The 24,121-nt window shown below is 41.2% G+C and carries 30 protein-coding genes and 2 pseudogenes; 22 read left to right on the top strand and 10 right to left on the bottom strand.

Features of this window, described 5'->3' with window-relative positions; genetic code table 11:
• Positions 1-196, top strand: a pseudogene (locus FC62_RS06175) (hypothetical protein); the annotation flags it as partial.
• A 19-nt stretch (positions 197-215) separates the two neighbouring features.
• Positions 216-719: a hypothetical protein gene (locus tag FC62_RS06170; protein WP_056946543.1), complete on the top strand. Its 504-nt coding sequence runs from the start codon at positions 216-218 to the stop codon at positions 717-719.
• Positions 720-799: 80 nt separating this feature from the next.
• Here the strand turns inward: FC62_RS06170 and FC62_RS06165 are convergent, their stop codons facing one another.
• Positions 800-2,041 carry an ISL3 family transposase gene (locus tag FC62_RS06165; RefSeq protein WP_054745449.1) on the bottom strand — a complete coding sequence of 414 codons (1,242 nt, stop codon included), beginning with the start codon at positions 2,039-2,041 and terminating at the stop codon, positions 800-802.
• A gap of 263 nt (positions 2,042-2,304) precedes the next feature.
• Between FC62_RS06165 and FC62_RS06160 the strand changes: the two genes are divergently transcribed.
• The 3 genes from FC62_RS06160 to FC62_RS06150 all read left to right on the top strand — a co-directional run bounded on the left by FC62_RS06160 (position 2,305) and on the right by FC62_RS06150 (position 3,932).
• Positions 2,305-2,562, top strand: coding sequence for a hypothetical protein (locus tag FC62_RS06160; RefSeq protein WP_056946541.1), 258 nt, complete (start codon positions 2,305-2,307; stop codon positions 2,560-2,562).
• Between the two features lie 98 nt (positions 2,563-2,660).
• Positions 2,661-3,119: a hypothetical protein gene (locus tag FC62_RS06155; RefSeq protein ID WP_056946539.1), complete on the top strand. Its 459-nt coding sequence runs from the start codon at positions 2,661-2,663 to the stop codon at positions 3,117-3,119.
• Positions 3,120-3,491: 372 nt separating this feature from the next.
• Positions 3,492-3,932 carry a hypothetical protein gene (locus tag FC62_RS06150; protein WP_027821369.1) on the top strand — a complete coding sequence of 147 codons (441 nt, stop codon included), beginning with the start codon at positions 3,492-3,494 and terminating at the stop codon, positions 3,930-3,932.
• Between the two features lie 128 nt (positions 3,933-4,060).
• Here FC62_RS06150 and FC62_RS06145 read toward each other — a convergent pair whose 3' ends face one another.
• Positions 4,061-4,363, bottom strand: a complete 303-nt coding sequence (locus tag FC62_RS06145) for a type II toxin-antitoxin system YafQ family toxin (protein ID WP_003572735.1) — start codon at positions 4,361-4,363, stop codon at positions 4,061-4,063.
• Positions 4,353-4,631, bottom strand: a complete 279-nt coding sequence (locus tag FC62_RS06140) for a plasmid mobilization protein (protein WP_003625288.1) — start codon at positions 4,629-4,631, stop codon at positions 4,353-4,355. Before FC62_RS06140 ends, FC62_RS06145 begins: the two co-directional genes overlap by 11 nt.
• 103 nt (positions 4,632-4,734) lie before the next feature.
• Here FC62_RS06140 and FC62_RS06135 point away from each other — a divergent pair, with 103 nt between their 5' ends.
• The 9 genes and pseudogenes from FC62_RS06135 to FC62_RS06105 all read left to right on the top strand — a co-directional run bounded on the left by FC62_RS06135 (position 4,735) and on the right by FC62_RS06105 (position 10,031).
• Positions 4,735-5,322, top strand: a complete 588-nt coding sequence (locus FC62_RS06135; RefSeq protein ID WP_054745453.1) for a site-specific integrase — start codon at positions 4,735-4,737, stop codon at positions 5,320-5,322.
• A gap of 97 nt (positions 5,323-5,419) precedes the next feature.
• A complete protein-coding gene (locus FC62_RS06130) occupies positions 5,420-5,734 on the top strand; it encodes a hypothetical protein (RefSeq protein WP_056946537.1) in 315 nt (104 codons plus the stop codon).
• A 62-nt stretch (positions 5,735-5,796) separates the two neighbouring features.
• Positions 5,797-6,054 carry a transposase gene (locus FC62_RS06125; protein ID WP_056946535.1) on the top strand — a complete coding sequence of 86 codons (258 nt, stop codon included), beginning with the start codon at positions 5,797-5,799 and terminating at the stop codon, positions 6,052-6,054.
• Positions 6,039-6,812: an IS3 family transposase gene (locus FC62_RS06120; protein WP_141322582.1), complete on the top strand. Its 774-nt coding sequence runs from the start codon at positions 6,039-6,041 to the stop codon at positions 6,810-6,812. Before FC62_RS06125 ends, FC62_RS06120 begins: the two co-directional genes overlap by 16 nt.
• 9 nt (positions 6,813-6,821) lie before the next feature.
• Positions 6,822-6,923 (top strand): annotated as a pseudogene (locus FC62_RS08535) (hypothetical protein); the annotation flags it as partial.
• A gap of 59 nt (positions 6,924-6,982) precedes the next feature.
• On the top strand, positions 6,983-7,579 hold the full coding sequence (locus FC62_RS06115) for a glycosyl hydrolase family 8 (RefSeq protein WP_075362778.1): 597 nt from the start codon (positions 6,983-6,985) through the stop codon (positions 7,577-7,579).
• Between the two features lie 39 nt (positions 7,580-7,618).
• Positions 7,619-8,356 (top strand): HNH endonuclease, encoded by a 738-nt coding sequence (locus tag FC62_RS06110; RefSeq protein ID WP_056946531.1) that lies wholly within the window; start codon positions 7,619-7,621, stop codon positions 8,354-8,356.
• An 876-nt stretch (positions 8,357-9,232) separates the two neighbouring features.
• The gene (locus tag FC62_RS08130; protein WP_162254394.1) at positions 9,233-9,382 is read left to right on the top strand and encodes a hypothetical protein; all 150 of its coding nucleotides are present in this window, start codon (positions 9,233-9,235) and stop codon (positions 9,380-9,382) included.
• Positions 9,354-10,031: a DDE-type integrase/transposase/recombinase gene (locus FC62_RS06105; RefSeq protein ID WP_082611571.1), complete on the top strand. Its 678-nt coding sequence runs from the start codon at positions 9,354-9,356 to the stop codon at positions 10,029-10,031. The genes FC62_RS08130 and FC62_RS06105 overlap by 29 nt, the downstream gene beginning before the upstream one ends.
• A gap of 92 nt (positions 10,032-10,123) precedes the next feature.
• On the opposite strand, the gene FC62_RS06100 is transcribed toward FC62_RS06105, so the two are convergent.
• The 3 genes from FC62_RS06100 to FC62_RS06090 form a co-directional block, all read right to left on the bottom strand.
• Complete coding sequence (locus FC62_RS06100) at positions 10,124-11,461, bottom strand: C1 family peptidase (RefSeq protein ID WP_054745468.1); 1,338 nt, start codon at positions 11,459-11,461, stop codon at positions 10,124-10,126.
• 110 nt (positions 11,462-11,571) lie between these two features.
• The gene (rpiA, locus tag FC62_RS06095; RefSeq protein ID WP_056946529.1) at positions 11,572-12,258 is read right to left on the bottom strand and encodes a ribose-5-phosphate isomerase RpiA; all 687 of its coding nucleotides are present in this window, start codon (positions 12,256-12,258) and stop codon (positions 11,572-11,574) included.
• A 24-nt stretch (positions 12,259-12,282) separates the two neighbouring features.
• Positions 12,283-12,567 carry a GNAT family N-acetyltransferase gene (locus FC62_RS06090; RefSeq protein WP_054745470.1) on the bottom strand — a complete coding sequence of 95 codons (285 nt, stop codon included), beginning with the start codon at positions 12,565-12,567 and terminating at the stop codon, positions 12,283-12,285.
• Positions 12,568-12,677: 110 nt separating this feature from the next.
• Between FC62_RS06090 and FC62_RS06085 the strand changes: the two genes are divergently transcribed.
• The 8 genes from FC62_RS06085 to FC62_RS06050 all read left to right on the top strand — a co-directional run bounded on the left by FC62_RS06085 (position 12,678) and on the right by FC62_RS06050 (position 19,965).
• Positions 12,678-13,229: a dCTP deaminase/dUTPase family protein gene (locus FC62_RS06085; RefSeq protein WP_056946527.1), complete on the top strand. Its 552-nt coding sequence runs from the start codon at positions 12,678-12,680 to the stop codon at positions 13,227-13,229.
• Positions 13,229-14,614, top strand: a complete 1,386-nt coding sequence (gene radA / locus FC62_RS06080; RefSeq protein WP_056946525.1) for a DNA repair protein RadA — start codon at positions 13,229-13,231, stop codon at positions 14,612-14,614. The genes FC62_RS06085 and radA overlap by 1 nt, the downstream gene beginning before the upstream one ends.
• Positions 14,615-14,687: 73 nt before the next feature.
• Complete coding sequence (gltX, locus tag FC62_RS06075; RefSeq protein WP_054745587.1) at positions 14,688-16,175, top strand: glutamate--tRNA ligase; 1,488 nt, start codon at positions 14,688-14,690, stop codon at positions 16,173-16,175.
• A 128-nt stretch (positions 16,176-16,303) separates the two neighbouring features.
• The gene (gene cysS, locus FC62_RS06070; RefSeq protein ID WP_054745589.1) at positions 16,304-17,722 is read left to right on the top strand and encodes a cysteine--tRNA ligase; all 1,419 of its coding nucleotides are present in this window, start codon (positions 16,304-16,306) and stop codon (positions 17,720-17,722) included.
• Complete coding sequence (locus FC62_RS06065; RefSeq protein WP_054745474.1) at positions 17,715-18,137, top strand: Mini-ribonuclease 3; 423 nt, start codon at positions 17,715-17,717, stop codon at positions 18,135-18,137. Before cysS ends, FC62_RS06065 begins: the two co-directional genes overlap by 8 nt.
• Positions 18,118-18,873, top strand: coding sequence for a 23S rRNA (guanosine(2251)-2'-O)-methyltransferase RlmB (rlmB, locus tag FC62_RS06060; protein WP_056946524.1), 756 nt, complete (start codon positions 18,118-18,120; stop codon positions 18,871-18,873). Before FC62_RS06065 ends, rlmB begins: the two co-directional genes overlap by 20 nt.
• A 203-nt stretch (positions 18,874-19,076) precedes the next feature.
• Positions 19,077-19,658 (top strand): hypothetical protein, encoded by a 582-nt coding sequence (locus tag FC62_RS06055; protein WP_056946521.1) that lies wholly within the window; start codon positions 19,077-19,079, stop codon positions 19,656-19,658.
• Between the two features lie 85 nt (positions 19,659-19,743).
• A complete protein-coding gene (locus FC62_RS06050; protein ID WP_056946519.1) occupies positions 19,744-19,965 on the top strand; it encodes a P8 family protein in 222 nt (73 codons plus the stop codon).
• Between the two features lie 148 nt (positions 19,966-20,113).
• Here FC62_RS06050 and FC62_RS06045 read toward each other — a convergent pair whose 3' ends face one another.
• From FC62_RS06045 to FC62_RS06030, 4 genes are all read right to left on the bottom strand, one after another.
• Positions 20,114-21,109 (bottom strand): polyprenyl synthetase family protein, encoded by a 996-nt coding sequence (locus FC62_RS06045; RefSeq protein WP_054745479.1) that lies wholly within the window; start codon positions 21,107-21,109, stop codon positions 20,114-20,116.
• Between the two features lie 17 nt (positions 21,110-21,126).
• Complete coding sequence (locus tag FC62_RS06040) at positions 21,127-21,669, bottom strand: Gx transporter family protein (protein ID WP_056946517.1); 543 nt, start codon at positions 21,667-21,669, stop codon at positions 21,127-21,129.
• Entirely contained in the window at positions 21,669-22,085 is a 417-nt protein-coding gene (locus tag FC62_RS06035; RefSeq protein WP_056946795.1) for a NusG domain II-containing protein, read from the bottom strand. Before FC62_RS06035 ends, FC62_RS06040 begins: the two co-directional genes overlap by 1 nt.
• A gap of 100 nt (positions 22,086-22,185) precedes the next feature.
• Entirely contained in the window at positions 22,186-24,087 is a 1,902-nt protein-coding gene (locus FC62_RS06030; protein ID WP_056946515.1) for an NAD(P)/FAD-dependent oxidoreductase, read from the bottom strand.
• Positions 24,088-24,121 lie beyond the last annotated feature (34 nt).

Raw genomic sequence — 24,121 nt, 5'->3', positions numbered from 1 at the left:
GTCGTTTAATATTCATAAAAATTATGGGGGAGTAGCTGTGATAAAAACCAAGATAACTAGTCTTGTCGTCATTGGGTTGATTTTGGCGGCAGGAGCTGTTGTATTAATAGCAACAATTATTATGGCTCCAGAAGTAGCGGCTACGCTTGTTGGAACGACTGCTAAACTATTACCAGCGACATTCATTGCTGCTTAGCTTTTAAGGAGGCGATTAATTGGGGTTGTTACAATTAATGCTTGGTGTGCTTGGATTCACAGTGTTATTAAGTTCTCTTTTTTTGACAATATTGGTACGGCGACAAGCTTCGCATCAAAAGCGTAGTGAAGCCTATATAGAAGTAGCTAAATATCTGGGTGAAAATCCAACTTTATTTAAGAAGGTGAACCAATTAGTCAAATTGGAAAGCACAACAAAGATTTTATCATTGGTGTTTTTCTTAGGTGGCTGGATAGTCTATTCAATAAACGATTTTCTGATAATTTCTTTGGACGATAGTGTCCGTGTAATGATTTTGTGGACATCAATTGTCTTGTTTGTTATCTTAACCATTGTGCAGATGATGCTAGAATTTCGGCACAAAAAATTGTTGGTTTTTCCTCTGTCTAATATTTCTCCAGTAGAGAATACTGCAGGAGAGAAACGCTGGATTCTCAGCAAGATGCTGTTAATGATTGGGACGGCGATATTGACAACATGGCTACAGCTTGTGGCTCAATGATTACTAACTGATAAACTTTCAAAAATTGATCCGTTAGATTGTACCCTAACGGATCGCCCTCAAACATCTTGAGATGAGGCCTAAAATCTGATCCTCACAAAGAAGTTATGGAGATTGCAGAACCCATAGCAGTTATGTTTAAGCTTTTTGATCTTTACAATCAATCCTTCAAGAGGACCATTGGAATATGGCAATTCGCAGCTGTTGACTAGATATTTGTAGTTGTTCTTAAAAGTGGTTATAGCAGTATCCATTGAGCTCCCATTGTTTTTATATTCTTGCAATGTTTGCTTAAGCAATTCAGGGTCCTTAGATTTTATTGAACGTAGAACGTTCTGGTAAGTCTGGTATACATCTTTGAATACTGGATCGGCATCAAGACCAATGTCTACAAGATTCTGTTGAGTCATATACTCGTTGATACCAAAGATATATCTAATGTTGGCTTGATCCAATTCATCATCAAATAAGTGGAACATCCGCCATTGGCTTTTAAGAGCTTTGTATTCACGAGACTTTTTGTCACTGAGACTATTCAGTACAGACAAACGTGCTTTATCCAGCGCTCTTCCGACCAGTTGAACGATATGGAATCTATCAACGATTATCTTTGCGTTTGGGAATAATCTTCTTATGACACCTTGATAATTGGCATTCAGGTCTATCGAGACTGATTCGACTTGTTGTCTCTCAGATAATGAATACTCTCTTTTAAAGTGTTCGATTATCTTCATCGAAAGACGATTGGGCAAAAGGGTGATCATTTGGTGAGAGTCTGCATCGCAAGCTATAAAAGAAAACAAATGATTGGCAGACCTGAACTCATCGATGCAGATATTCTTTGGTAGTAAACGTGCTCTTTTAGGTAATTGAAGTCTGCCATATATCTTTCTGGCGACTGTGCTAGCAGATATCCCCAGCATCATAGCGATGGATTTGAAGGTAAAGGATTGTTTTGCCAAAAGTATGATCAGTTGATCTATTTGACGAGACATTGATTGATTCTTTTCTACCAGGTTAGTGTGTGCTCCACAAGTCGTTTTACATGATCTACACAAATAGCGCTGCTTCCAGAGTTTCAAATGATATTCGGAACCGTTGAGGCTGCCTAAGCGGACATTGGTTTCTCTAGCTCCGTTCTTGATTAAGCAATCGAACCCGCAATTAGGACATTTCTTCAAGCGATACGATAATCTTCCTTCGATGACCTTGATATGGAGCTTTTGACTGCCACGGAATATCACTTTGTCATTTGAATTTAAGATGTCGATATTTGTGTCTGTTATATTTAGAAGATTTAAGATAGAATTTAATTGGGGCATCACAGTATCTCCTTTGTACGATTTGGTTTGGTTGCTTAAATCATAACATTGGACTGTGAGGTCCTTTTTGTATGCCCAAAAGAAGACAATAAAAAACTGGCATTGGCTTTCACCAATACCAGAAAGTTTAGACCCTTACAACAACCAGCAATATTAGTGCTGGTGAACATGTCCTCACTTTACGACTTGAATCTTCAATTAAACACAAAGGGTCAGATAATACCACCTATGACCTGGGGTATGCCGTAACTCTAAAAATTCATATGCATAAATATACTGGTTCCTCTGTCCCAGTTGGTGTTACAGCCACAGATGTTAAAAAATATAATAACAATCTAGATAATTTAGTCAACGCAACTAAGAATGCAGCAAACTTTGCAATAAGTCTTGAAAAGTATAAATCTTCGCTCTTGTCGTCTGCGTTAGAGGCAATTCCTAAAGTTCCTGAACCAGAGACATCATTTGCTTTTGCACTTAGTGCTACTATTTTATTAGTGGGCGTATTAGCAATAACTGTATAAAAATAAAAAGCAAGGTTTCTATAGAAACCTTGCTTTTTATTGATCTTATGGGAAAATTATAAAAAGATATCTACTCAAATAATGAAAGAAGATTTTACATGGTTACTTTTATTTATTTATTACTCTTAGTGACACTATTTTTTCTATTTCTTTATATTTACAGCACAAAGAAGATAAGAAGACGTGAAGCATTTGTTATTGAACATGGTAACTTACCAATCTTATACGGAAAACACTATCATACTTTTAAAAGAATAGATAAACTTCGTAATGTATTTGGAGCAATAGCATTGATTAGTCTTACAATTGGTGTATATGCTACAATTATGGACCATAATTTATCAATGCTTGGACTTACAGACTCTATTGGTTTTTTTGCGATATCCCTTACTTTTTTTGTGGAACTTTTAAAGACCAAACTGCTCAAAAAAAAGCAAATTAAATACGATTCTGATTTAAAAGTTTCAAACAAGGATAAAAAAAATCGACTTATATCAATTTATGGGACTTGTTTTTGTTGTTTTCTTTTAGCCATCTTCCTTATTTTTATACTTTAGTCTAAACTATCGAGGGTCCATAACTATCAAATAGACCCAATAGTAGTAATTAATCTAAAGCATGATATAATAATCTTAGAGATATGTTGTCGAGTGCATGGCACATGACAAACACAAAAGCCTTCAGCAAGGCCCTAAGTTGCTGAAGGCTTTTTGCGTAGTTAGAGTCGTTCGATTACACTAATATCAATGTTTACGGTTGTTTAGCCACCACGTAAACCACACGATAATAAGTGCATTGCCAAGTTGAGATATGTTGTCGATTAAATCGTACATGGCTTTCACCCCCTCTCCGCATGACAAGGGTGACGAACGACTTAATCATTATATCATTTACGTTTCTATATTAGATGTTAAAAGAGGTGAAACATAATGTACGAAAAATATACAAGACAGTCATTACCGAATGATGATTATAGGGAGCTTCTTGGTTCTGCTATAAGTGTTTTTAACTCCAACAATGCTTTTATTATAGAAAATATACTTAAAATAAGTGGTGATCAACACAACTGGTGGGAATTAATTGATCGAACTTCAGGGAATATTCTGCATAAAGTTATGAAAGAACAATATTCCGATGTTATTCCAGAAAATATAATTAGTCTGTTTTCAGAACTTGTAGAGCAGCGTGACCGAATAATCCATAGTTTTCAAATAACAGGCCCAGAACCAAATCCTGATCAAGAGCAACTATTAGCAACTAAAGTTAGAGGTTCCGGTGAACAATTTATAATAACTAGAAAGTATTTACTAAATTTCATACAAAAAAACCAGACACTATCTGATCTTTTATACGACTTCAGAAACATTTAAATTAATATTAGGGTCCATTTTTAACAAATCGCCCCTCGAAAACATCGAAAAAATAGACCCCAATATCTATAATTTAGATGTTGGGGGCTATTTTAATTTATTTTTTTATAAGTGCCCCTAAACTATAGCTATTGATTCAAGATTTCATGGGAGCCAGTTGCAACCAATAACAAAATCAATTCATCATGATCTAGCTGATAAATAACAATCCAGTTGTCATAATTTTTACCATAGTTTCCATATCTGGCAGGGTGAAATTCACGATAGCCACGCCAATTTCCTTTTAATGCATGATCTTTAATCTGTTTCAAAACAAGTACATCTTGTTCAACAATTGCTTTTAAACAAGGTTTCAAGACAGTTATTGGAAAATGTTTTTTGACTAGTTTTTTTAATTCACGTTCAAAAGATTTGGTCTGTTTAATTTGCATCTAACTTATCGATCCAATCTTCAAAGTCAGTCAATGAACCAATGTTTTTGACCTGCCCTGTTTCTGCTTCTTTTTTAGCGGCTAAGGCTTCCGGAGAATCTAAAAAGCTGACTAATCGAACTTCATTATTGGCCGCTTTAACTAACGATAAGCGTATATACTCAGAAACGGTTAGCCCTTGTTTTGCTAGATTAGCTTTAGCCCGTTCACTAATGTCAGGTGTTACACGAGTTGAAATTGTCTTGTTTTTAATAATAGTATTACTCATTCTAATCCGCCTCCTTTAAGTTTACCATCGTACTACATTATAATATTCGATTTTTAGGTTTTCTGCAACTAAATTAATTTTAAAGTAAAGGAACTAACAGCTTATGCAACAAGTTGTCTTACCCATCAAAGATTCAAACGTTCTCAAAGAGGTGCAAGATACCTCACTCAACAACTTTAAAGCTGGCCGGCGTAACTATACAGTTTTTCAAGTTGGCAAAGCTACGCTACTGCGAGTGAGTGATGTCATGCGCTTAAAACAAACCGATATTTTTAATCCGGACGGTTCTATTAAACAAAATGCGTTCATTCACGATCGAAAAACTGGTAAACCGAATACCTTGTATCTTAAACCAGTTCAAACAGAGCTCTTATTGTACCGTCAATGGCTACTTGATCATAGACTAGCCTCTGAGTGGCTCTTTCCTTCCATTCAACACCCTGACCGTCATATCACGGAGAAACAGTTTTATAAGATTATGGCACGAGTTGGTGATCTTCTAGGAATTAACTATCTAGGAACGCATACCATGCGTAAAATAGGTGCGTATCGTGTTTATACGCAATCAAACTATAATATTGGGTTAGTCATGCATTTATTAAACCATTCAAGCGAAGCCATGACCTTAACCTATCTTGGTCTAGATCAAGCCAGTCGAGAAACTATGCTCGATCAAATTGATTTTGGATAATAGTCTACTAACAATAAATTTAATAAACTACAAATATTATTGTTAGCATTTAAAAGGGTATAATGATTTAGATACCAAGTGAATTGAGGGATGTTTAATGAAAAGTTTTTTGTTTTTTACTTTTATATTATTTGTAATTATCATAATATATCTTGTACTAAAAAAATCAAAATTAAAAAATATGAATTGCAATAACGATGAACAACAAAATATATCGATTTCACCTAGTCTTACGGTGGAAGATGACAAACCATTTGAAATTCCTATCACATTAGATCTAATTTCTGAAAGAACACTTGATGAAAGAAAGCTTTATGAAATTAAGGATTCAAATGTTATAGCAAGAATAAGTGAGGTCGTACCAGCTTTAACCAAAACAGTAGCTAAAGCTGGTACGCATAAAGGCCTATGAAGGTAGTATGAAATCATGGACACGATTTAGTATAATTCCATAATAGGAAGGATTGTGTTTTTATGACCAAGAAAAAGTACTCAGTAGATTTTAGAAAAATGATTGTCAAGCTGTACCAGGATGGCGCCCCGGTAGCTGATCTTACAGACGAATATGGTGTATCAAATGTAACTATTTACAAATGGATTAATCTATATAAAGAAGACAAAGGAAGTGGAATTTCCAAATCAGATGTTTTAGCGTTGCAAAAACGTTTGAAACAGCTAGAAATTGAGAATGACATCTTAAAAAAAGCCTTAACCATATTCGCCAAAAAGTAAACCCAGATGACTGGCAGACAGCCGTTGATATTAATTTGAAGCACCATAGTATCAAAGAAACCTGTAAAGTACTCTCAGTTCCACGCTCAACTTACTATGAACATCAGCAGAATCATGTATCGCCACAAGCCAAGCGTCGTAAGACACTTAGCCAGTCGATTAAACGCATTTACTTTAATTCTAGACGTATCTACGGGGCACCTAAAATTCTAAAAGCATTACAAAAAGAAGGTAAGACTGCCAGTATTAAGCTAGTTCAACGATTAATGCGCCAAATGGGGTTAAAATCAATCACGCGCAAGAAGTGGCATTATCAACAAACTAATGATATTGATGCGACTGATTATTCAAATATACTCGCGCAAGATTTTCGTACAACCAGTCCAAATCAAAAGTGGTGTGCAGACATAACTTATATTCACACCAAAGCCAATGGCTGGTGTTATTTATCAAGCATTCAGGATTTATATTCACGTAAAATCATTGCCCATAAGATCAGCCGTCATATGACTGCTGATCTTGTGATCAGCACTTTTCAACAAGCCTTTGAAACTAGAAAGACGACTAATAACTTAATTGTGCATACCGATCTGGGTAGCCAGTACCGCAGTGCTGGCTTTGAACAGATCTTAGCGCAACACCATATTCGCCATTCTTATAGCAAGCGTGGCTGTCCCTATGACAATTCATGTTTGGAATCATTTCACGCCAGTTTGAAAAAAGAAGAGGTTTACCAACACCATTATCAGGATTTTTAAGAAGCAAATGCTGCAATATTCAGCTACATTGAGAGCTTTTATAACAGTGCTCGAATTCACAGTAGCATTGATTATTTAACTCCAAATGAAAAGGAAAAATTAGTCGCTTAAATTATACATAAAATGTGTCCAGATTCTTGACCTAAATCCAAACAAACCAACATACTCAGGTGTTAACAGTTGGTAACTGGGCAACTCCTGAGTCTAATTCAGCCAATTTAATGCGTAGTTCTGATGTAATGCCCACGGCATTTGAACAATTTTATGATTTTTCACACAATCGTCAATGGTTAGTTATTAAAACTAAGATGCTTAACCGACTGTTTCAATTAAGCAAACAGCACAAATCAGGCTTAGTTCCTGATTTTTCATGGGTAACTCAACATAATGCAAGCTCTGTAAAGGGTGCACATATTACCAATAAATACGCCAATGATTACTACTATAATGCCTGTAGAGTTCCTATGCTGTTAGCCCAAAGTCATGACCCATTAGCACAAAAAACATTGACTTCAATGTTGCACTTTTTTGCCAAGCATCCTACTGTCACAGCAGGATATACTATGAGCGGCAAACCACTCAATGACTATCAGTCCGCAAGTTTTAGTGCGCCCTTGCTAATGGCGACCAGTTGGTATCTCAATCAAGGGTACGATTCATTGTTTTTTCATGAACAGTGGATTTTTGCTAAAGCAATGACCAAGCACGATTATTATAATGCTACCCTGACCATGTATGCGATTATGTTTTCGCAAGGTAGATTGTAAAATTAATTATTGAATATTTATAGAAAGCGTGGATATTACATGAGTACATTTATATTACCTTCAAATCCAAATACATACGATGCCAAAAATGCATTTAATGATTTACATACCATTCACTGGGTTCAGCACAATAACAAGAGTGTTTCTATAGGAGATATAATATATATCTATGAATCAAAACCTACTCAAAGAATTATATTAAAAACACAGGTTATTGGCAGGGATATTTATTCGTATCATATTGATGATTCAAAATATAGTACATCAGGTATAGATTTTTCTAGCAAGGGTCCTTGGTTAACACTTCGTCTGATTGAAAATATAGATACATGTATTTCATTAAAAGATCTTCATGAATTAGGATTAAAAGGTAATATCCAGTCTCTAAGAAGGCTAGATGACGATATAGCAAACGTTTTAGACTTTTTGATTCGTGATTACTCCGAACTAACAAGTATTTTAGTAACAGAGGGTAAAAAAACAAAGGTGTATAGTACTCGTTATGAGCGAAGTACCAAAAACAGACAGGCCGCCATTCTAATCCACGGCTTAAATTGTAAGGTTTGTGGATTTAATTTTGAAAAAAAGTATGGCACTCTAGGGCATGAATTTATTGAAATTCACCATAAAAACCCACTCTATTTAAACAATACCGAAATAAATATAGATCCTAGAAATGACTTAGTTCCTTTATGTTCTAACTGTCACAGAATGATTCATAGAGATAAATATAATGTGCTAACCGTAGAATATTTAAAGAAAATACTATTAGCATAATTCCTATACCAAAGGGAGTAGACATAACGTTGAATTATCCTAATTGCCTGTTGTGGCGCGGTTTCCAGACCTTTGTGCAGCAACCCCAATTCACAAACTCCAAAAAAGCCCGAAACGGCGTTTCACAAACGTCAGTTTCAGGCTTTTTCACAATTAGACCAATTACTCGCAAACAGGTCAAAAATAATACTATCTATTTGGATATTTGGCGGTACAATTACCTTATCTTCACAAAATATTCTTAGCAATTCGCTATATCAACAACAATAAAAAGCTAGTTATCGATCCAAATTGGGGCAATAACTAGCTTTTTATTTACCAGCCACTTTACAGTTAACTCAAATAATCTATTAGGGTCTAATTAAGTTCGCTTTAACCAGCCCATGATAGATTAGTTGTAACCCATAACCCATAGAATATATCTATACTTATCAATACACTCTGACAACACAAAAAGGTTTAGTGATTATTCACTAAACCTTTTTGTGTTTATACCAACCAAAGGGCGGTTAGTTAAGTTGTTGCCACCGGCAACTTCTGGTACACATTTTAAGCACAAATCACGCCCAAAAATTGAGTGGTGTGTAAGTGCGCATTAAACTCATTTCATTCCGTTTAATGACGCTAAAAAATAGCTAACTTGATCATTAAAATAAAAGGTTTTTTTAGTTCAATGCGCACTTACACGTCAACTAACTTTGACGTGTTTCGATACCCCAAAAATTGTATTAGATTTCGCTGCGCTCAAACAAATCCTTTTAATTGCTTTACACCGTTTTTCTTTCTAAACTTAATCACAATCTTTGAATAACTAACTATAAAAAGATGCCTTTAATTTAAACCTGAAATAATTAGCTAATGTTAGGAGTAACTCAGATGGACGAAAAGAAAGTATTAAAGCCCATTGATGAAATGCTTGCTGATCCTTGGCAAGTTGATATTCAAGAATTGTTTGAAGATTCTGTCAATGAACCTGACGAGATTAAAAAGAATTTGTATGATTCCTTTAGTGAATCTTCAACATGATGACCTAATTGACTTCCCCGTTACTTTCAAGATGGTACGTCGTGTGATGCGGGAGCTCAGCTTGACATGTCAAATTCGGGTCAAGAAGCACAGTCGACATAAGGAGAACGAACAGCACATTCAAGACAATGTGCTCAATCAGAACTTCGACGTCGACAGTCCTAATCAGGTCTGGTTGTCCGATTCAACGGAACTGACTTACGGCGTAAATAATAAGTATAAGGTGCGCCTGAGTGGCGTCCTTAATCTCTACGGCCGACGTTTGTTGTCCTACAATTTGAGCGCTACTGAAACGTCAGCAGCAGAAATCGAGGTTTTCCAACGAGCCTTTGAGTCTTCTGGCGACGTCCACCCATTGGTTCACACTGATCGAGGATCAGCCTACACCTCTGGTGCCTTCAACAACTTTCTTGGTCGTAACAACGTCACACGTAGCATGCCTCGACCAGGAACACCATACGACAACGCACCGATGGAGCGCTGGTGGAACGAATTCAAGTTACGGTGGATGGCTCGCCATCCACTAGCAAAGACTTGCGAAGAGCTTGTAAGACTGGTTGAGGAAGGAATCGAATATTTCAATCACCACAACCGCTCAGCACAAAGAAACGGCCTCACCCCAGATGAATACTGGAGTGAAGCCGCATAGAGACAGATTCAACTTTATATTATTTCATTGGTCAACTTGACAGGGCCTAGTGCAGGTACAGGTCATTTTTCCGTAACTATTTTTAATGATGATTAAAGCGCCAATGCACCCATTGGATCCCAAGGTGCGAGCACCTTAGGCTCTTCTGTTTCATAAGTAGTCTTTTCAGCATCGGCTAAGAATTGCTTGTTGATTACTACTTGGTAGACAAATTGTGAGAACCATTCGTCACTCATGACGAAGTAACCTTTCTTACCAACCTTGTCGCCCCAGCTATTTTCAACCTTCCACTTAGTTGGTTTGCCATTAACGAGGTCAACACCTGTGATTACCATGGCGTGTGTCATCAAGCTTTCAGCGTAATCTAGGCGTTCTGCCTTTGTCATGCTGAAGTCGACATCAAACAGCTCGTCTTTCTTGTAGTACTCGGTATCCATGATTCCTAGTTGCCGTTCTGAGGATTGACCCACGTCTGAACCAAACCAAACAGTTTCTCCAGCCTGAAGTTGTGTCACAGCAAGACGTTTCAATTCCTCAACCTCGAGGTTCAAGTGCTTAACTTGACGACCGTTAACGACGTTACCCAGAAATTCAACGGTGTAAGTGTGATTAAATGGTTTGTCGCTTTGTGGTGAGTTGATGATTGACACGTAGTCATCTAAATTCCAACCCACAAACTTCTGAAAGAAGGATTGTGGTGTTAAATCTGCATAGCGGTGATATTCCTTGTCATCATCACGGTACTCGAAGTCAAACTTAGTAGGAGGGGTACCTAGGGTGAACACCAGCATGCGGTATACTTCCTCAAGTAGCTCATCTTTCTTGGCTTCGACCACTGTTTCGTCGTTACCATCGTTGACTAACTTACGCAGCGTAATTGCATCTTTTCTTAACTTCAGGTTTAATTGGCTGTTCAATTCGTTTGATTTCGAACTGCTGTATGTTTCAGGCATCACACTCTTAGGCACCAAACCATATTTTTGGATGAGGGCCACAAGCATGTCCCATTGGCCACCGTCTTGTTGTGGTGTTGTTAACAAGAAGTCCACCTTGCGGTCACCTAATGGGAGTGCGGCTGTGTTAATAATATTTTCGTAGAACCAGTTCGATTTCTCGAACTTATCCCAGAAGTTTATGTAGTTTTGGGATAGTTCAAAACCCTTGAGTTTAAAGTTTGCTTGGAGTGGGTGTCTCATTGTATTCAATGCGGCAAACATCCAGCAACGACCAGATTGCTTCTGGTTGGCAACATCACCTGTATCAATCTCAACTGAGAAAGTTTGATCCATGGCAATTTGTGAATCCATATTTTGGCTTGATGCGAGGATACCGTTCTTCATGATGGTTCTCTTAACAACATCTGCGCCGGGTTTGTTACTTAGCTTTTCGGAAAAAGACTTGATTGTAGCGTTAGTTATTTCCTTGGTCATTTGTAAATCCTCCAAATTCTTAAATGTACAGTTTCTATCCTACCGCAAAAAAAAGCCTAGGTCTAATTAATAATTAACCTAGGCTTAATTTGATGGATTTAGACTTAATTTTACCGAATGTGATCAATCAGCTTTGGTCCATCAGGTGTGCCAACAATCACCTTATTAACCATATCTAAGAACAGGCCGTGTTCGACCAGGCCAACTTCATGATCCAGCTGATCAGCTAACGCGTGCGGGTCAGCTATCTGGCCAACATTTAGATCGAGTACCAGATTCTTGAAGTGAGTCCTGACTGGTTCTTTGTTCTCATCTAGTCTCAGAACGGGGTTTAAACCCTGCTCAGCTAACCGCTCTGTGATCTGGGTTAGCCCGTAATCAAAGACCTCCACGGGTAACGGGAACTTACCCAAGGTTTCCACCATCTTACTCTCATCGACGATCCAGATAACTTGGTCGCTAGCGGTTGCGACGATCTTCTCCATTGTGTGCGCCGCACCGCCCCCTTTGATACCCTGATAGTTTGCGTCAATCTCATCTGCACCATCAATTGTCAAATCAAGCCTGTCAACCTCGTTCAGTTCAACGACGCGTAACCCCAAGCCCTCGGCCTGGCGTTTTGTCCTGGAACTGGTGGTCACGCAGGTGAGCTCCATATTCTCATCTTGAGCCCGTTTCGCTAAAGCGGCGACCATGTAAGTTACAGTGGAGCCAGTCCCTAAGCCAAGGTTCATGCCATCTTCGACGAAGCGGACGGCGTATTCCGCGGCCGCCTTTTTTAACTGATTCTGATCCATTCTAATCTCCTCTTTAAAAACTGGCTAATTGTGTTTGTACCACAGGTCCTTTAATTCAGGCGTCTTTATGAACATTGACTTGGCGTATGAGCAAACTGGGTTAATCAGCTTGTTTTCGGCCCGTGCCTGGTCAATCACCTTCTGCACGAGTTGAGCGGCCATCCCTTGGTGTCTGTATGCCGGGTTCACAAACGTGTGCTCAATCACAATGACAGAGTCATCGTTTATTTGCTCAAAAGTCACCTCGCCAATTAATTTGCCAGCATCATCGTTTTTAAAGTAACGATTTGGTCCTTTTTCGAATTCCATGACGGTCATCTCCTTTTATGCCTATTGTCTAAAAAAAACTCCCAGATAGCAATAAAAAAACCTTTTTTGTTGGTATAATAATTTGAGAAGAAATACGATGGGAGAAAATGATGAAAAAACGGGGATTTGAAATAGTTGCGCGTTATCAGGATGCCAACTTGAATTTACCGACCAGGCAGACAAAGATGGCGGCTGGTTATGACTTTGAGGTTGCCGAAGACTTTGAAATTCCGTCGATCTGGCGGCTGGATTTCGTGCGGATTTTTCGCCTAATTAGAAATGCCCATGAACTTAACGAACGTGACTATAGTCTGGCTAGCGATATCTTGAAACCATTTCTGGTACCTACCGGCATCAAGGCGTACATGCCGGCAAATGAGGTTCTGATTTTAGCGAACCGGTCCAGCAACCCGCTAAAGAGGGGATTAATCCTACCTAACGGTATCGGTGTGATTGATGCTGATTATTACAATAATCCCAACAATGAGGGCGAAATTTTTGTTCAACTAATCAATTTTGGTGTGCGCACTGCCAAGTTGCATAAAGGCGAGAGAATTGCTCAGGGAATCTTTACGCAATTCATGACCACGGACGATGAGGAAGAAATTGTCAACGATCGGACCGGCGGATTTGGCTCGTCAGGTGTAAAGGGTGGTAATTGATGGCTAGACAAAAGACCCAGTACGTTTGCCAGAATTGCGGTTACATCTCTGCCAGTTATTTGGGGCGCTGCCCTAACTGTGGTGCGTGGAATCAATTCAAGGAAGAGAAACAAACGGTGCAAAAGGCGTCGACCAAAGCAACACCTAGTCGGCTAATGACCAAGTCGGGCCAGAATGAACCGATTAAACTAGATGCGGTGATTCAAAGAGATGAGCTGCGTCAAAAGACCCAGTACGAGGAGCTTGATCGTGTTCTCGGGGGTGGAATCGTTCCTGGATCACTCGTACTCATCGGTGGGGAGCCCGGTATAGGCAAGTCCACATTGTTGCTTCAGATTACGGGTAACCTGGGTAAGGAACACACCGTCTTATACGTATCAGGTGAGGAAAGTGCTAGTCAAATCAAGATGCGTGCAGACCGGCTGGGCGTAAACGCACCACAACTGTTACTTTACCCGGAGACTGATATGGGTAATATTCGGGAGCAGATAGCTGAAATTAAGCCAGAGTACCTAATTATTGATTCAATTCAGACCATGAATGAACCGGCCCTTGATTCGGTGGTTGGCAGCACAGCACAGGTACGTGAGGTCACAAGCGAACTGATGAAAATCGCGAAGAATGATCAAATTACGGTTTTCGTCATTGGCCACGTTACTAAAGAAGGGGCCATTGCCGGACCGAAAATTCTGGAACACATGGTGGATACCGTGCTGTATTTCGAGGGGGATGCCCACCACTCTTACCGTATTCTGCGCTCCGTCAAGAACAGATTCGGCGCTGCCAACGAAATTGGGATGTTCGAGATGCATACTAGTGGGCTCGAAGAGGTGACTAATCCCTCGGCGATCTTCTTGGACGAACGACTACCAAATAGCACGGGCTCGGCCGTAGTTGTTTCACTTGAGGGCACAAGACCAATTTTGGCGGAGATTCAGGCCCTAGTTTCCCCCACAGCGTTCGGTAATGCAAAAAGGACTGCGAGTGGGATTGACTACAACAGATTGGCATTGCTCATGGCAGTCCTCGAGAAGCGGGGTAATTTGATGCTGCAAAATCAGGATGCCTTCCTGAAGGCTACGGGCGGGATGAAACTAGATGAACCCGCAATCGATTTAGCAATCGCCGTGGCCATTGCATCCAGTTATAAGGAACAAGAAGTACTAGCCAGTGATTGTTTCGTTGGTGAGATCGGCCTGACTGGTGAAATTCGCCGGGTTAATCAGATCGAGGACCGTATTAAGGAAGCGGAAAAGATTGGCTTTCAGCGGATGTTTATCCCGAAACATAACCTGAAACGTGGCCTACAGGTGGCGCGGACAATAGAATTGATTGGTGTGAGCTCAATCGATGAAGCACTGCGACGGCTTTTTCCCCGGAAGTGAGAAATGACTTTTGAAAAAACGCGGCTGAACGAGTAAACTTAAACAAGCGATAAATAAGAAAGAGGCTATGAAATTGGCAACTGATAAAATTAGAGTTAGATATGCACCAAGTCCAACTGGACATTTGCACATTGGTAATGCAAGAACTGCGCTATTCAATTATTTATACGCGCGGCATAACAAGGGTACTTTTGTCATCAGAATTGAGGATACTGATACTAAAAGAAACATTGCTGACGGTGAAAGAAGTCAGCTAGACAACCTGAAATGGCTTGGCATCGATTGGGACGAAGGTCCGGATATCGGCGGACCATTTGGTCCCTACCGACAGTCTGAGCGGAGAGAACTCTACACCAAATATATTAATGAACTGCTGGAGAAAGGTCTGGCTTATAAGTCATATAAGACAGAGGAAGAACTTGAGGCGGAGCGTGAGACTCAGAAATCTTTGAGCATTGCCCCACATTATGTCTACGAATACGAAGGGATGACCGAGGAACAGATTAAAGAGGCACAGGCCGCAGCCGAAGCTAAAGGACTAGAGCCTGTAATCCGCTTCCGGGTACCAACAGACGTCACCTACGAATGGGATGACATCGTTAAGGGGAAGATTGAATTCAAGAGTGAGACTATTGGTGGCGATTTCGTGATTCAAAAGCGCGACGGGATGCCAACTTACAACTTTGCTGTTGTCGTAGATGACCACTTGATGGAAATTACCCATGTTTTGCGCGGTGATGATCATATTGCAAATACCCCAAAGCAACTAATGATTTATGATGCACTTGGCTGGAAACGACCTGAATTTGGGCACATGACGCTAATCATCAACACCGCTACCGGGAAAAAGTTATCGAAGCGTGACGAATCCGTACTACAATTCATCGAGCAATACCGCGAGTTAGGTTACCTACCAGACGCAATGTTCAACTTTATTACCCTACTTGGTTGGTCACCTGTTGGTGAGGCTGAAATATTCAACCAGAAGGATTTGATTAAGCAATTCGATCCAAAGCGTCTAAGTAAATCACCGGCTTCATTCGACCAGAAGAAACTGGAGTGGGTGAATAACCAATATGTGAAGGCAGCGGATCGCGACATCCTTCTTGATCTCTCATTGAGAAACTTGCAGGAGAAGGGCTTAGTTGAAGAAGAGCCTGATGCAGCGAAAATCGAATGGGTCAGACAGCTCGTGAATATCTATGCCGGACAAATGAGTTACACCGCCCAAATCTCAGAGATGGCCGCGATTTTCTTTACAAATCCAGCTCAACTTGATGAGGCTTCGCTCGCTGAGATGGCTGACGAGAGCGCGGCAATTGCCATCAAGGATTTCAGACAGAAACTGGTTGACCTGAAGAGATTCACTGCACCACAAATTATGGCAGCAATCAATGCTGTTAAAAGGGATACAGGGGTCAAGGGAAGAAAGCTCTTTATGCCACTACGGATAGCCACGACTCGCTCAATGCATGGTCCAGGTATCGGTGAGGCAATCGAGTTATTGGGCCGCGAGAAGACGTTGAAACACATCGACGAGACGCTTGCACAACTTGGCTAGCTGACAATTAAACTAATAAACTAATTTGCAAAAGTTCGGACACACAACGTTCGGACTTTTTCTTCATTGTGTTAATATAATGACAACATATCAATTTGTTTAGTAAATGGTAAAGGAGCCCCATTATGTTGAAAGTCTTTAACACCCTGACCCGAACTAAGGAAGAATTCAAGCCCCTAACAGAGGGAAAAGTACGAATGTACGTCTGTGGACCGACGGTGTACAACTATATCCACATTGGTAATGCCAGAAGTGCTATCGCCTTTGACACAATCAGGCGTTACCTCGAGTATCGCGGTTATGATGTCACCTATGTGTCAAACTTCACTGACGTTGATGATAAAATGATTAACCAGGCGCGGGCCGACGGAATTACTGTGGGTGAGCTGGCGGACAAGTATATTAATGCCTTTATGGCAGATACCGGTGCTTTAAATATTGAGCCGGCAACTGTTAATCCACGGGCTACGGAGAACATCCCGGAGATTATTGCGTTTATTGCTAAATTAATCGAGAATGGCTATGCATACGAGGTCAATGGCGACGTTTATTACCGCGCTAAGAAATTTGCCCACTACGGCGAGCTCTCCGACCAGAACATCGCCGAGCTAGAGACTGGTGCTAGTCAGCACGTCAACGATGAGGAGCTGGCGGTGAAGGAAGATCCCATCGACTTTGCTCTTTGGAAGGCGCAAAAGTTATCAGATGAGATTAGCTGGGAGTCACCATGGGGACAGGGCCGTCCCGGTTGGCACATCGAGTGTTCGGTGATGTCGACTAAGTACCTTGGTGAGACTTTTGATATTCACGGCGGGGGCCAGGACCTGCAATTCCCGCACCATGAGAATGAAATTGCGCAGAGCGAAGCAAAGACGGGCAAGAAATTCGTTAATTACTGGCTTCATAATGGTTTCGTGACCGTGGGCCAAAATGACGAGAAGATGAGTAAGTCACTTGGTAACTTCGTCACGGTTCATGAGCTGTTACAACATGTCGATGCACGTTCATTACGCTTTTTCATGGCTAGCACACAGTATCGGCGTCCAATACGCTATACTGAGGAGAACCTTGTGGAGGCCGGTAATGTGCTGCAGCGGATGCAGAATACTTTGGACGATATTGCCTATAGATTAAATGACAGTACCACGAGTGTGTCTAGTCCAAATCTTGCTACGAGACTGGATGCGGCACTAGAACAATTCACCACTGTGATGGATGATGATTTCAACGTTCAGAATGGCTTGACCGTTGTTTACGGCATGTTACGGCACATTAACCAAGAAATTACTAAAGCACAAGTCGATAAGGAGCAATTAACCCGCTTCGTCACAGAGTTCAAGAAAATCATGTTAATCTTTGGTATCGAGTTTAAAGATCAGGATACTCACCTAGATGCACAGGTGGCAGATTTGCTCTGGCAAAGAGATGCAGCCCGCGACGAGAAGAATTTTGCCAAGAGTGACGAGATTCGTGAGCAATTAAAAGAAATGGGTATCGTGATTGAAGATACACCACAGGGAACCAGATGGAAGAGGATAGATGACTAAATTAAAGGATCCAAATGTTTTAAACGGTATTACACTTGCCTACGTCGGCGATGCTGTCTATGAGGTATTCGTGCGCGAACACCTCGTGGTTACCGGCATCGTTCGGCCGAAACAACTACAAAATACTGCGACCAAATACGTCTCTGCTAAGGCACAGGCGGCGCTTATTACGAAGGCGCAAGAAGATGAGATTTTGACGGCTACAGAGCAAGAAATTTTCTTGCGTGGTAGAAACGCCAAGAGCTATACTCATGCCAAAAACACGTCGGTGGGTACTTACAGCCTCTCGACTGGGTTTGAAGCAGTCTTTGGCTATTTGAAGTTAGACAGACAGGATGAGCGGATCGCAGAACTAGCCAATTGGTGTATCACACAAGTAGAAACAGGAGCCCTTCATGGATATAAATTCAACTAATCCCGATTTCGTTTTCGGCCGCCACGCTGCGGTGGATTATCTGAAAGAAATGGATCAAACGACAATTAACAAGGTATTTCTCCAGTCTGGTGTCCAAGAAGACTTTGCGAAGGAAGTATTTGGTCTCGCAAAGGCCAAAGGCCTGGTGGTTCAAACGGTTCCTAAAACTAAGCTTGATCAGCTGGTCGATAGGGGAAATCATCAGGGCATCGTGCTAGCAATCGCAAGCTTTGCTTACGCGGACCTTGATGAGCTCCTAGCTGATTTCGAAGCAAGAAAGCATGACCCATTTATTCTGATGCTCGATGGAATTGAGGATCCGCATAATCTAGGCTCGATTCTCAGAACGGCCGATGCCACCGGGGTTGACGCGATAATTATTCCGAAACACCGTGCAACTGGTTTGACCGGTGTGGTGGCGAAGACATCAACGGGTGCGATTGACCACGTGCCGGTCGCGCGCGTGACTAATTTAGTTCAGACCGTCAAAAAAATGAAGGACCAGGGTTACTGGTTCTTCGGTACGGCGATGAACGGTGATGATTATCGGCAATGGAACGCTAAAGGGAAGGCCGTACTTGTGATCGGTAATGAAGGTAAGGGAATTTCTAAGTTGCTGCTAGAGCAGATGGATCAGAAGTTGACCATACCGATGATAGGACATGTACAGAGTTTGAACGCCGGCGTCGCTACTGGTATTTTGTTGTATCAGATGTTCACCAGTAGGGAAGGATAGTAATAAACGGTTATCCATAACTAATTAAGGAAACAAAACTGTGCAGTTGGCATTCGCCAACTGCTTTTTTGTGTGTGGATAGTGCTCTATAAGCCACAAATGTGAGACACTTTCCCGGTTTTGTGTCAGAAAAACAGACGTTCGGTATCTACATCTGAAAGCGCTTGCTATAGTTAGCGTATTAAACTTGCCGGGGGCAGAAAATGGAAAAATTATCTGATTTAGAATTGATTGAGCTAACAAGGCAGAAAAATAGTGATGCGCTAGTTGAGCTTTGTGCACGGTACCAACCGATGATTCGTGGCGTAATTAGGCGCTACTTTTTACGCTCGTATGATTACCTTGACTGGCAGCAGGATGCAATGTTTATCTGCTATGAGTCCGCTGTGCTATTTGATGAAAATATGCATGTTCGTTTCGGTGGCTTTTTCCAGTTGAGGTTTCTGCAACATGCGAAGAGTCTCGTTCGATTCGAGCTGGCAAAGAAGCGTGCGCCGTACTCTGAGGCGTTGTCACTTGAAAGTCAGGTAACCCCGTCAAAGAAAATTCGTGATAAGATCATTAAAAATGACGTTTTTATGATCAGTGAGTCTAGTGCAAGTGATGTGAATATTACACAATTAGAGATGTATATTGACGAATTATCGCTGACTGAGCTTGTCGCATTTAGGATGAACATTGGCGTGGTAACGCAGGCTGAGGCGCTGAAGATTCTCGATTGTACGCCCACACAGCTAATTGCTGCCCGTGATCGGTGCAGACAAAAATTTAAAAAAATCGTCTAAAATTAGGGATTCCGAATTTAAAATGCTTCACTTCCTAAAATAAGTATTATAATAGAGTTGTAAATAATTTAGGAGGTAATCAAGTATGGCAAGTACAACAGTATTTAAGACAGAATTGTTAGATCGTCAATTACGTGAGGTTTTTGACTGGAGTGACGACAAGACACCTGTAAGAGATGTATTGTGGAATTACTTCATGGAGAAGAATAGCCGTGATACGCTGAAGACTGAAAAAGAAATGCTTCCATTCATGAAAGACTCCGACGAACAAATCAAAAAATTCATCGAAGAGAATATCAAGCACTGATTATTAAATGACTTTCAAGGGTTCGACGGTGGCGTTGAATTTTTGCAAGTCATTTTTTGTTCGATTCAAAAGCTAGTGTTCTTTTACTAGAGAAGAATATTAGCGCAAGCTGGCGTAACAAAAAAAGGGACGGAAATTTCCGTCCCTTTTAGTATGTCCTAGAAATTAGCTGAGCAGTTAGTTGCTCAATATCTGCTCGTGCCTTATTCTCGGGAAACTTTTGTTTTAACAGTTTGATACTCTTAGCCGTCAATTTATCGGCCAGTTCGTTTGCCACTTGAACGCCACCAAGTTCATTTACCAGCCGTTCAATTTCACGTAGTTCTGCAGGAGTCAGTTCTTGCTTCTTTGCGACTAGCGTGCGTAGTGTCGCATCTTTATCCCGCTCTAACGCAAAGATGAGCGGCCCGGAGTATATCCCGTTTTTGACATCTAGTAGAACGGGCTTCTTTAACTGGTTGGCGGACACCGTATAATCAAGGATGTCGTCTTTGACCTGGAAAGCCTGGCCCATGATCTCGCCGTATTCCGCAGCATGCCGTGCTAAGCTGATTTTCAGGCCGCTCTCGTATGTACCGAGGAAGCAGCTCAAACCAAATAACAACCCCGTCTTACCCTTGATTTGCTCTAGATAATCATCCTTTGTCAGGTTTAAATCGTAGGCATGATCAAGCTGTTGTAGTTCACCACCAAGAATTCCCTGCATTGTTCTGCCATCAAATTGCAGGCTCTTCATGCTTTTGCCATTATCGCTCAACAATTTAAAACAGAGGGCGAAGAGATAATCACCTGCATAGACCGCGACGTGTTTGCCATACTTTGCCTGAATCGATGGGACACCTCGCCGCATCTTTGACTCATCGATAATGTCGTCGTGGATGAGCGTAGCGTTATGGAGGAATTCTACGGCGGCCGCCACATTTAACATGCGCCGCTTAGTGTTCTTATCTAGCTCGGCAAATTGGGCAAACATTAGCACTAGCGCGGGTCGTAGTAATTTGCCATTGACTGCAAACGAGTCACGTAGGGCCAAGCCAACTTTACCGTTAACCTTGTTTATTTCAGCGTGAATAATCTCATTCACCTGCATAAGTTGTTCTTGAATGATGGGGTAGTTATTCCAAAAATAAAGCTGGTTGTCCATAACAGACCTTTCTGTAGTTAATAGAGTTTAGTTGTGATGAGTCCGAGAGCTTTAACGTGTTTCAAGAGATAGTTGACCACTATTCCCACTGCAATACCTGCTAAAATTCCCATGACTGCAAGAACCGGTAAGTACAGCATCACACTGAAGCTCTGTGCAATTAAACTGGCGGTGACCAGTTGGCCAACATTGTGCATGATGCCGCCAACAGCTGAGATACCAATGAAACTGATATATTTTGGGTGTAGTTTTTTAATTAGATACATTGAGAAGAAACTGAGCATGGCGCCGGAGAATGCATACATAAAAGTGGATACAGTCCCTCCAATTAGGGTCGTCAGGACAAGCCTAATTAGAACCAGTGCCAATGAATCTCTGAAGTTGAGCGTGAACAGGGATAGTAGTGTGATGCTATTCGGCAAGCCAATTTTTGCACCAGGTGCGAAGACGAATGGTGACGGAATAGAGCGTTCAATTAGTCCAATGATGACACCATGTGCACACAAAATAGCAATGTAGATGTAGCGTTCTAAATTTTTATTTGTTCGTTCTCTCTTCACTAGTTTACTAACCCGCCATCTACGTTTTTTCCATCGGAAGACTTAATCTCAATTAATAGCTTATGAGGTAAACAGACGATAGACTGCCCAACCTTCGACCGATATCCTTGGCGGACACAGACTTGATCGGCACAATTTGCTTCAACGATATGAATCTTCTTGCCCTTAACCTCAATCTTATTGTAATGTCCGTCATCATCGCGGTAGGTCCACGTTGTGGTCCCCTCATGATCGGTCAGGTTGAATTCCTTGATGGTCTCACCATCGTGTGAGACTACCGCCATAATCTTAACCTCCTTACTGGAGGAACTGGTTACATCGACTTTTGCCTGTTGTTGCTGGGCAAAAACAAATAAGGGTAGGAAAGAGAGGATGACCAGTAAGCCGATAACCACAAGGTCTCCCCAAGCAAACATATCGTTTTCTTTTAAGCCCTTAACCCATTTTTTCAAACAGACGTCTCCAATCAAAAAGTTCTATAGTAATTCTACTATAGAACCTCGATATTTAAACTATTTATTTGGAACTATCCGGGTAGTAGATCGATCTTTCAACCCCATACCTTGCTTTGCCTAGCTTTCTTTGGAGCCATGGTACAAAGCGCCGGTCAAGTCCGAATGCACGTCCAGAGCCATTCATCACGGCAATACCAGCAATAAACATCCAGATGTTAACCCAGTAGAACATACCTGAAAGGGAGAAGATAACAACGAAGATTGCTGACATTGCGCCGGCAAAGAATGTGCAGAAACCAATAACTAGGAATAAACCAAGCATGATTTCGACAACGGTCATTCCTTTTTGGAATGCTAGGGCAACTTCTTTATTAGGCACCATGACCTTCGTAATGCTCTCCATCCACTGAGGCATCGTGTCAAAGACAGCCATTGGTTGATGACCATATTCGTATGAAAGTCCAAATTTAGGTGCAACACTAGAAGATGTAGCAGCTGATGATTCTGCACCGCTAGCTGCTGATGTGGTTTCTGCTGCGCCACTAGCCGCGCTAGTTGCTTGTGCTGGATAGAGCCAAGTAAATGGTAGGCGGAGTTTATCGGTAAACCAAGAACCCTCGCCTTGGACCTTACCCCAACAATCAACAAGCCACATCATTCCTAGTAGGATTCTGGTTGGGAATGTCCAGAGAACGTTACCATAACGAGAAATATTTCCTCTAAACAGGTTCGTTCCCTTAATGCGGAAGAATTCGTGCATTATATAATGGAACAAATTATAACCGGAATAAATCTGGGCAAAGTAGAGCATGTTGATCAAGTGTTTCATCAGTGTTGCAAAGAAACCACTGAGGTGGAAGGTGTTCATTAGGTAAGCAACACCGTAGACTGGTCCAAGAGAGACCATGAATCCTTGATACTTTCCTTTGAAGTCGACCGCAGGTTGTCCGTTCATATCGGCAAGAATGTTGGCTACTGCACACGCACCACCTGATTCAGCACCTTGAACGATTTGTGGTTGTCCCTTACCGGTGCCGTCTTCATCAATAAATGAGACATCACCAATAACATAGATACTCTTGTCATCAGGAACCTGACTTTGTTTATTGACCAAGATTCGACCAGCACGTCCTTGTTCGAAACCAAACGAAGCCGCCTGTGATGAGGCCTTGACACCTGCTGTCCAGATGAGCGTACGTGTAGGGAAAGTTGAACCATCATTCAGGTCAACGTAGTCTTCATGCACTCCTGTAACCCCAGTACTCTTCATCACACGAATATTCTTCTTCTCGAAGTAGCGCTCTGCCTTAGCCGCATCTTTTCGATCGAGCATATTCATGATTGTTGGGGCCATTTCCATCATCGTAAAGACGATTTCCTCTGGATCAAGCTTGTTCTCTGCTGCCAGACGATCACGCCATGCGCGTAGCTCGCCGATTGTCTCTGTACCAGTAAAACCCGAACCGACAACGACAAAGTTTAAATATGATTTTCTAATTTCAGGATCACGCTCAACTGCACCACGACGGACCATATCGATGACATGGCGTTTTAGTTTTACAGCTTCGTCCCAACTTCCAAGTGTGAAACCATGTTCCTTAACGCCTGGAGTTCCGAAATCATTTGGTTCAGCACCAATCGAAAGAACCAAATAGTCATAGTCGAAAGAACCACTCTTGGTCACGACTTTCTTGTCTTTTTTGTTGATGCTTGTCACTTCATCAGTTACAACGTCAACGTTCTTACGCCGACTAAACAACCGATTTAAATCGTATTGAATAGCATTCTCATCTACACGATTTGCTGCAACTTCATGAAGCTCAGTCATGTATGTAAAGTAGGAATGCTTATCAATCAAAGTGATTTTGACATCCTTGTTCTTCTTCAGTTTCTTGGCTAGATGCTTAGCGGTATAGAGACCACCAAATCCTCCACCAACGACCACAATATTCTTTTGGGTCATATTTACACCCCTTTATATGTTGATATTTTGTTTT

Origin of the sequence: Amylolactobacillus amylotrophicus DSM 20534 (genome assembly GCF_001434555.1) — a bacterium.
Lineage (GTDB): Bacteria > Bacillota > Bacilli > Lactobacillales > Lactobacillaceae > Amylolactobacillus > Amylolactobacillus amylophilus.
The sequence above is the reverse complement of the archived record's forward strand: the minus strand, read 5'-3'. Positions and strand labels throughout refer to the sequence as shown.